This window comes from Actinophytocola sp. (assembly GCF_036555685.1).
GTDB lineage: Bacteria > Actinomycetota > Actinomycetes > Mycobacteriales > Pseudonocardiaceae > Actinophytocola.
In genome coordinates, this window is sequence record NZ_DATBKY010000004.1 from 62,466 (window position 1) to 69,694 (window position 7,229).

Genomic DNA, 7,229 nt, shown 5'->3' on the forward strand with positions numbered 1-7,229 from the left:
AGCCTACTTACCGGGGAGTAGCAAATGGGGCGCAAACGCTGGTCCGGGCTGGTCGCCGCGGTTCTCGTGGCCGGGTTGGTGACGATTCCGGGCCCGGCGGAGGCCGCGCCGGACGTGAACAACCTGAACGGCGCGTGCGTGGCGCTCAAGGCGCCGAACGGCAAGTTCGTGATGCGCAACGTGCTCGGCGGCTACCAGGCGACGGCGTCCGGCCCGGAGCAGCCGTTCCGCCTGCAGCGCACCGGCCAGGCGAGCTACCTGTTCTTCGGTACCGGCAGGGACTTCCTGTCCACCGGGCTCGGCACGCTGGGCGTGCTGAAGTCGGCCGCGGCGGGCCCGCAGTCGGACTGGAAGCTGACCCCGTCCGGCGAGACGGTGACGATCAGCTCGCCGGCGTCCGGGCAGCAGCTCGCCGTCGACCCGATCTTCACGATCCTCGCGATGCGGGGCAGCGGCACGAAGTTCACGCTCGTCGAGACCACCGGGTGCGCCACCGCACCCGAGGCCGACATCGACATCCAGGGCACGCCGTTCACCGGCACGACGCCTGACGGCGAGGTCCGCGGCATCGTCGACCTGCACAACCACCTGACGGCGTTCGAGTTCATGGGCGGCAACGTCCACTGTGGAAAGCCGTGGAGCCGGTACGGGATCACCGACGCGCTCGTCGACTGCCCCGACCACGAGCCGAACGGCCTGGGCGCGTGGCTGGAGAACGTCGTGTCCGGTGCGTACCCGGGCCTGACCCACGACACGAAGGGCTGGCCCACGTTCAAGGACTGGCCGAAGTGGAACTCGCTCACCCACGAGGCGCAGTACTACAAGTGGCTGGAGCGCGCGTGGCGCGGCGGCCTGCGGATCTACACGAACCTGTTCGTGAACAACGCCGCGCTGTGCGAGATCTACCCGCTCAAGCACAACTCGTGCAACGACATGGACCAGGTCCGGATCCAGTCGCAGGCGATCCACGAGCTGCAGGACTTCATCGACGACCAGAACGGCGGGCCCGGCAAGGGCTGGTTCCGGATCGTCACCGACGAGGCACAGGCGCGCTCGGTGATCGAGCAGGGCAAGCTAGCGGTGGTGCTGGGCGTCGAGGTGTCGCAGCCGTTCAACTGCGGGATCAAGCAGAACGTGCCGCAGTGCACGAAGGCGGGCATCGACGCCGGGCTGGACGAGCTGTACGGCATGGGCGTGCGGCGGATGTTCGTCTGCCACAAGTTCGACAACGCGCTGTGCGGCGTGCGGTTCGACGAGGAGACCAAGGGCGCCGTCGTCAACGCCGGGAACTTCTACATGACGGGCCGCTTCTGGGAGGCGGAGACCTGTACGACGCCGTACCACGACAACACGATCGCCTTCGAGGCCGATGACCTGGCCGGCCCGCTGAAGGCGCTGCTGCCGCCGGACGTCACGCTGCCGATCTACCCGGCGGCCCCGCACTGCAACATCCACGGGCTGACCGACCTGGGCGGCTACGCGATCCAGGGCATGATGGCGCGGCACATGATGATCGACGTCGACCACATGGGTGTGAAGTCGATCGACCAGTCGCTGTCGCTGCTCGAGGCCAACCACTACCCGGGCGTCGTGTCGGGGCACTCGTGGCTGGACACGCACTTCTACGGCCGGATCCTCGGCCTCGGCGGCATCGCCGGCCCGTACGGCAACGGCACCGACCAGTTCGTGGCGGACTGGCGGACGCTGCGCGGCACGCCGAACTACCCGGGTGCCCTGGGGGTCGGGTTCGACACCGGTGGGTTCGGCGCGCAGGCGGCACCACGCGCCGACGCGGCCAGCCGCCCGCTGCGGTACCCGTTCCCCACGTTCGACGGCGGGTCCACTGTGGACAAACAGCGGACCGGTGACCGGGTGTTCGACCTGAACGTCGACGGCATGGCGCACATCGGCCTGATGCCGGACTGGCTCGCGGACCTGCGCATCGCCGCGGGCCCGGACGCGGACGCGATCATCCACGACATGAGCCGCGGCGCCGAGGCCTACCTCGACACCTGGAAGGCGACGGAGGACTGGGGTTAGTCTCGTCTCGTTCCCGACGATGGCACGACGATGTCATGACGACGTCACGGCCGAGGCCGGGAGGGAGGCGGAACCCATGACCGACGAAGAGCTCGTCGTCGAGTTCGCGCTGGCCCGCCTGGACCATCCCGGCCTGGAGCTGGACGAGATCGCCGCGCTCGTCGTCCGGCGGATGGGCACCGAAGGGATGCTGGAGTTCGCCTCCCGCAACCTCGCCGCCCGCGACGAGCTGCGGGCCGCGGCGTTCCCGGCGGCTGTCGAGCAGGTCATGCGGGTGGTGCTCACCCTGCGCGGCCCCGACTAGCGTCCTGAGTCGGTGGTTCCAGGCACGTCGGCCTCGCCGCACGGCCTCCGGCGATGGATCCAGCAGTGGCCTCAGCACACTAGAAGCCTTCGGGGGCGTGTGGCACGTAGTGCTCCTCCAGGCGGGTCAGCTCTTCGTCGCTCAGCCGGAGGTCCACGGCGGCCACCGCGTCGGACAGGTGCTCGGGCTTGGTGACGCCGACGATCGGCGCCGTGACCGCCGGCTGGTGCAGTAGCCAGGCCAGCGCGACCCGAGCGCGGGGCACGTCGCGGTCCTTGGCCACCGCGGCGACGGCGTCGGCCACGCGGCGGTCGGCGTCCTCGGCCTGGTGGTAGAGCGTGCCGCCGAAGCGGTCGCGCTCCGTGCGGCGGGTCGTCGCGTCCCAGTCGCGGGTCAGGCGGCCGCGTGCCAGCGGGCTCCACGGCAGCACACCCACGCCCTGGTCGAGGCAGAACGGCAGCATCTCGCGCTCCTCCTCGCGCATGATCAGGTTGTACTGGTCCTGCATGGACACGAACCGGGTCCACCCGTTCAGATCCGCCACGTACTGGGCCTGCGCGAACTGCCATGCCCACATCGACGACGCGCCCAGGTACCGCACCTTCCCCGCCCGCACCACGTCGTGCAGTGCCTCCATCGTCTCCTCGACCGGCACCCGCGGGTCCCACCGGTGGATCTGGTACAGGTCGATGTAGTCGGTGCCGAGCCGGCGCAGCGAGGCGTCGACCTGGGTCATGATCGCGCCGCGCGACAGGCCGGCACCGTTCGGGCCCGGGCCCATCCGGCCGTTCACCTTCGTCGCGATCAGGACCTCCTCGCGGCGGGCGAGCTCGGTCAGCACCTTGCCGGTGATCTCCTCGCTCGACCCGTCGCTGTACACGTTCGCCGTGTCGAAGGTCGTGATGCCCGACTCGAGGGCCTGGCGGATCAGCGGCCGCGCCGCCTCGAGGTCCAGCGACCACTCGTGCCGCCCGCGTGCCGGGTCGCCGAAGCTCATGCAGCCGAGCACCACCCGCGACACCGCGAGCCCGGAACCGCCGAGTCGCGCGTAATCCATCCGACCTCCTTCGTCGTCCCGGTCCTACGATGCCAGCCGGGGGTGAATATCGAACCTTGACGGCGAATACATCCGATGTCTAACCTCCGGATTAGATCACGCCCAGGGAGCAGGAGCGTTCGTGGCACGCATCGACGCGCTGGACACGGCACGATCGCCGGGTCATCCGACGTATGGCTGCTCGTACGGCCCCGGCTCGGGGCGTGCCGATGGCTGAGGTCGACACGGTGCCGCCGGGTGCCGCCACCGTCCCCCTGCTCGAGGTCGAGGAGGTCAACAAGACCTTCCCCGGCGTGCGCGCCCTGTCGGACATGCGACTGGAGCTGCGGGCCGGCGAGGTCCTCGCGCTGGTCGGGGAGAACGGTGCCGGCAAGTCGACGTTGATGAAGCTGCTTTCCGGCATCTACACCGCGGACACGGGTTTCTTCCGCTTCAACGGCGAGCCGCTGGAGATCGCCGGCCCGAAGCAGGCGATGGAGCTCGGCATCAGCATCATCCACCAGGAGTTCAACCTGGTGCCGCACCTGACCGTCGCGCAGAACATCTTCATCGGCCGCGAGCCGCGGATGGCCGGCATGTTTCTCGACGAGCGGCGGCTCGTCCGTGACGCCCGCTCGCTGCTCGACCGGCTGCACCTGCCGCTGGACCCGAACGCCGTGGTCGGCCGCCTGACCGTGGCCAACCAGCAGATGGTCGAGATCGCCAAGGCGCTGTCGTACGAGCCCAAGGTCCTGATCATGGACGAGCCGACCGCGGCGCTGAACGAGGCCGAGGTGTCGACCCTTCACGAATTGATCCGACGTTTCGTGAGACCCGGCACGGGGGTCATCTACATCTCCCACCGGATGGAGGAGATCAAGCGGATCGCGGACCGCGTCACCGTGATCCGCGACGGCGAGTACGTCGACACGGTCGACGTCGCCGCCACCAGCACGCGCGAGATCATCTCGATGATGGTCGGCCGCACGATCGCCGACGACACCGGCCCGCAGGGCGTGCGCGACGACCGCGAGACCGTCCTCGAGGTCGTCGGGCTGAGCACCAAGACACTGCTGAAGGACGTCTCGTTCGACCTGCGCGAGGGCGAGATCCTCGGCTTCGCCGGCCTGATGGGCGCGGGGCGCACCGAGACCGCCCGCGCGATCGTCGGCGCCGACCCCGCCGACGGCGGCACGATCCTGTTGCGCGGCAGGCCGGTCCGCATCAGCCACCCGGCGGACGCGGTGGACCACGGCATCGGCTACCTGTCCGAGGACCGCAAGCGCTACGGCCTGCTGCTGGACTCCGACGTCAGGGCCAACGTCACGCTCGGCGCGCTGCGCGACAAGTTCGCCGCCCTCGGGTTCATCAACGACCGCGCCGCGCGCCGCGAGGCCCGCGAGTACGTCGGGGCGCTGAAGATCAAGACGCCGTCGGTCGACCAGACCACGAAGTTCCTCTCCGGCGGCAACCAGCAGAAGGTCGTCATCGCCAAGTGGCTGGTGCGCGACTGCGACATCCTGATCTTCGACGAGCCGACCCGGGGCATCGACGTCGGCGCCAAGGAGGAGATCTACGGGCTGCTCAACGAGCTCGCCGAGCAGGGCAAGTCGATCATCATGATCTCCTCGGAGCTGCCCGAGGTGCTGCGCATGTCGCACCGCGTGGTGGTGATGAGCGAGGGCCGGGTGACGCGGATCCTCACCGCCGCCGAGGCGACGCAGGAAAGCATCATGCACTACGCGACGCTGCGCCCCGACGAGAACATCGAGGACGCGGTCGAGCTCGGCCTGGATCCGGTCGAGACGGGCGCGGCGCCGGAATCCGGGGAGGCGGAACCGACATGACCGCGGTCAAGACGCGCGAGGCGGTGAGCAGCGGCTTCATGACCGTGGCCAAGGGCCGGCTGCAACAGTTCCTGGCGTTCGCGAGCCTGATCGTCATCTACGCGTTCTTCTCGCTCGCGAGCCCGTACTTCTTCACCTACGGCAACTTCACCGCGATCCTGTTCTCCACGGTCGTGATCGGCACGCTCGCGATCGGCACCACGTTCGTGATCATCACCGGCGGTATCGACCTGTCCATCGGTACCGGGATGGCGCTCTGCGCGGTCATGTCCGGCGTGTTCATCGTGAAGCTGGACCTGCCGATCGCGGTCGGTCTGCTCGGGACGGTCCTGTTCGGCGGGCTCATGGGACTGGTCAACGGGTTCAACATCGCGATACTGCGGATCCCGCCGTTCATCGCGACGCTGGCGATGATGCTCGTGGCCGAGGGGCTCGCGCTGGTGCTGTCCAACAGCGCGCCGATCTACTTCAGCGACGACCCGTCGTACACGAAGATCTCCACGGGCAACCTGATCCCGGGCGTGAAGTTCCCGAACGCGGTGGTCGTGCTGATCGTGGTCGCGATCATCGCCGGCGTGCTGCTCACCAAGACGTTGCTGGGCCGCTACACCTACTCGATCGGCAGCAACGAGGAGGCCACCGCGCTGTCGGGCATCGACGTGCGCCGGTGGAAGATCGTCATCTACACCTTCGCGGGACTGTTCATCGGCCTCGCGGGCATCATGATCTCCGCGCGGCTCGGCTCCGCGCAACCGGCCACCGGCATGGGCTACGAGCTGCAGGCGATCGCCGCCGTCGTCATCGGCGGCACGTCGCTGTCCGGTGGCAAGGGCTCGATCGTCGGCACGCTCATCGGCGCGCTGATCATCTCCACGCTGAACAACGGCCTGCAGATCATGTCGATTCCGCAGGAGTGGCAGAACGTCATCCTCGGCTGCGTGATCCTCGTGGCCGTCTACACCGACATCCTCCGCAAGAAAGAGGCCTGACCCATGAAGATGCGCACGGCCGCCACCGTCCTGCTCACCGCCGCCCTGTCCGTCGCGCTGAGCGCGTGCGGCGAGGAGAGCGACACCCCCGTGGGCGGCGGTGAGCCGTACATCGCCATCGTCTCCAAGGGTTTCCAGCACCAGTTCTGGCAGGCGGTGAAGCAGGGCGCCGAGGACGAGGCGAAGAAACAGGGCGCGCGGGTCACGTTCGTGGGCCCGCCCACCGAGGCGGACGTCGAGGAGCAGATCAACATGCTCACCAACGACATCGCCAAGGAACCGAGGGCGATCGGGTTCGCCGCGCTGGACAGCAAGGCCGCGGAACCGCTGTTGCAGCAGGCCAAGTCGCAGAACATCCCGGTGATCGCGTTCGACTCCGGTGTGGACAGCGACGTGCCGGTGACCACGGTCGCCACGGACAACAAGGCCGCCGCGGCGGAGGCCGCCAAGCACATGGCCGAGCTGATCGGCGGCAAGGGCAAGGTCGCGATGGTCGTGCACGACCAGACCAGCAGGTCCGGCATCGACCGCCGCGACGGGTTCATGGAGTGGATGAAGGAGAACGCACCCGGCATCACCGTGCTGGCACCGCAGTACGGCGGCGGCGACCAGGCGGAGTCCGCCAACATCACCAAGTCGATCATCTCGTCGAACCCGGACCTCAAGGGCATCTACGGGTCCAACGAGGGCTCGGCGATCGGCGCGATCAAGGGCGTGGAGGAGAGCGGCAAGACCGGCATCACGCTGGTCGGCTTCGACTCCGGCAAGGCGCAGATCGACGCGATCAAGGACGGCTCGATGGCCGGTGCGGTCACCCAGGACCCGATCAACATGGGCCGCGAGCTGGTGAAGGCCGCGATGAAGGCGATCAACGGCGAGGACCAGCCGAAGACCATCGACACCGGTTTCTACTGGTACGACAAGACGAACGTGGACGACGAGAAGATCAAGTCCATGCTCTACGAGTGAGCGATGACCGATCCTGCCGGCCGGCTGGCCGGGATCATCGAGTC

6 protein-coding genes are annotated in these 7,229 nt (G+C 68.4%); 5 read left to right on the forward strand and 1 reads right to left on the reverse strand.

What is annotated here, in order from left to right:
• Positions 1 to 24: 24 nt before the first annotated feature.
• Positions 25 to 2,040 (forward strand): hypothetical protein, encoded by a 2,016-nt coding sequence (locus VH969_RS00660; RefSeq protein ID WP_331968559.1) that lies wholly within the window; start codon positions 25 to 27, stop codon positions 2,038 to 2,040.
• 76 nt (positions 2,041 to 2,116) lie between these two features.
• Complete coding sequence (locus tag VH969_RS00665) at positions 2,117 to 2,344, forward strand: hypothetical protein (RefSeq protein WP_331968562.1); 228 nt, start codon at positions 2,117 to 2,119, stop codon at positions 2,342 to 2,344.
• Between the two features lie 79 nt (positions 2,345 to 2,423).
• Here VH969_RS00665 and VH969_RS00670 read toward each other — a convergent pair whose 3' ends face one another.
• Positions 2,424 to 3,401, reverse strand: coding sequence for an aldo/keto reductase (locus VH969_RS00670; protein ID WP_331968565.1), 978 nt, complete (start codon positions 3,399 to 3,401; stop codon positions 2,424 to 2,426).
• A 209-nt stretch (positions 3,402 to 3,610) separates the two neighbouring features.
• On the opposite strand from VH969_RS00670, the gene VH969_RS00675 reads away from it, so the two are divergent.
• From VH969_RS00675 to VH969_RS00685, 3 genes are read left to right on the forward strand one after another with little or no spacing between them, the layout of a single operon-like run.
• A complete protein-coding gene (locus VH969_RS00675) occupies positions 3,611 to 5,227 on the forward strand; it encodes a sugar ABC transporter ATP-binding protein (RefSeq protein WP_331968568.1) in 1,617 nt (538 codons plus the stop codon).
• Complete coding sequence (locus VH969_RS00680) at positions 5,224 to 6,216, forward strand: ABC transporter permease (protein WP_331968571.1); 993 nt, start codon at positions 5,224 to 5,226, stop codon at positions 6,214 to 6,216. The genes VH969_RS00675 and VH969_RS00680 overlap by 4 nt, the downstream gene beginning before the upstream one ends.
• Before the next feature lie 3 nt (positions 6,217 to 6,219).
• The gene (locus VH969_RS00685) at positions 6,220 to 7,185 is read left to right on the forward strand and encodes an ABC transporter substrate-binding protein (RefSeq protein ID WP_331968574.1); all 966 of its coding nucleotides are present in this window, start codon (positions 6,220 to 6,222) and stop codon (positions 7,183 to 7,185) included.
• Positions 7,186 to 7,229: the final 44 nt, after the last annotated feature.

Coding starts and splice junctions, on each gene's coding strand:
- VH969_RS00660 (WP_331968559.1), top strand. CDS start 25: ATGGGGCGCAAACGCTGGTCCGGGCTGGTCGCCGCGGTTCTCGTGGCC.
- VH969_RS00665 (WP_331968562.1), top strand. CDS start 2,117: ATGACCGACGAAGAGCTCGTCGTCGAGTTCGCGCTGGCCCGCCTGGAC.
- VH969_RS00670 (WP_331968565.1), bottom strand. CDS start 3,401: ATGGATTACGCGCGACTCGGCGGTTCCGGGCTCGCGGTGTCGCGGGTG.
- VH969_RS00675 (WP_331968568.1), top strand. CDS start 3,611: ATGGCTGAGGTCGACACGGTGCCGCCGGGTGCCGCCACCGTCCCCCTG.
- VH969_RS00680 (WP_331968571.1), top strand. CDS start 5,224: ATGACCGCGGTCAAGACGCGCGAGGCGGTGAGCAGCGGCTTCATGACC.
- VH969_RS00685 (WP_331968574.1), top strand. CDS start 6,220: ATGAAGATGCGCACGGCCGCCACCGTCCTGCTCACCGCCGCCCTGTCC.